The following is a 513-nucleotide window of genomic DNA, read 5'->3' as shown; positions in this document are numbered from 1 at the left end:
GGCGCTGGCCGCCCTGTTGCCGGCCCTGCGCCAGGCCCGGGCCCTGCGCGATACCGCGCTGCAAGTCAATTGCCTGAATAACATCGCCAACGTGTATTTGCGCCGCTACGAATACCGGCGCGGTATCGAGTACCTGGAGCAGGCCCTGCCGCTGGTGCGGCGGGCCGGCAGCCCGGGGCTGCTGGCCGACTGCCTCACCAACCTGGCCAACGGCTACATGAGCCTGCACTCGCCCAAGGCCGAGCCGCTGTTTCGCGAAGCCATTCGCGTGTCGGAGGGTAGCGGCGAGAAGGCCCAGCTGGGCACGCTGCTGAGTGCCTACGCCGACCTGCTGGAGCAGCAAAAGCGCCTGCCCGAAGCCCAGCGCACGCTGGAGCGGGCATTAACGCTTTTGCGGGAAGCCGGCGACCAGGATAATGCCGTTTTCTCGCTGGTGAGCCTGGCGCGCATTGCCGAGCAGCTGGGCCAGCCCGCCAAGGCCGAAGCCTACGCCCGCCAGGCGCAAGCCACGGC

The 513-nt window shown here is 68.6% G+C and carries 1 protein-coding gene; it reads left to right on the top strand.

Going from position 1 to position 513, the window contains the following annotated elements; genetic code table 11:
* Positions 1–513 (top strand): tetratricopeptide repeat protein (locus ACYVDE_RS26025; RefSeq protein WP_460504389.1); only part of this gene is annotated, 513 nt, incomplete at both ends.

It is taken from the genome of Hymenobacter agri, from assembly GCF_054778495.1.
Note: the sequence above shows the minus strand (reverse complement) of the source record. Positions and strands in the feature narration are given on the sequence as shown.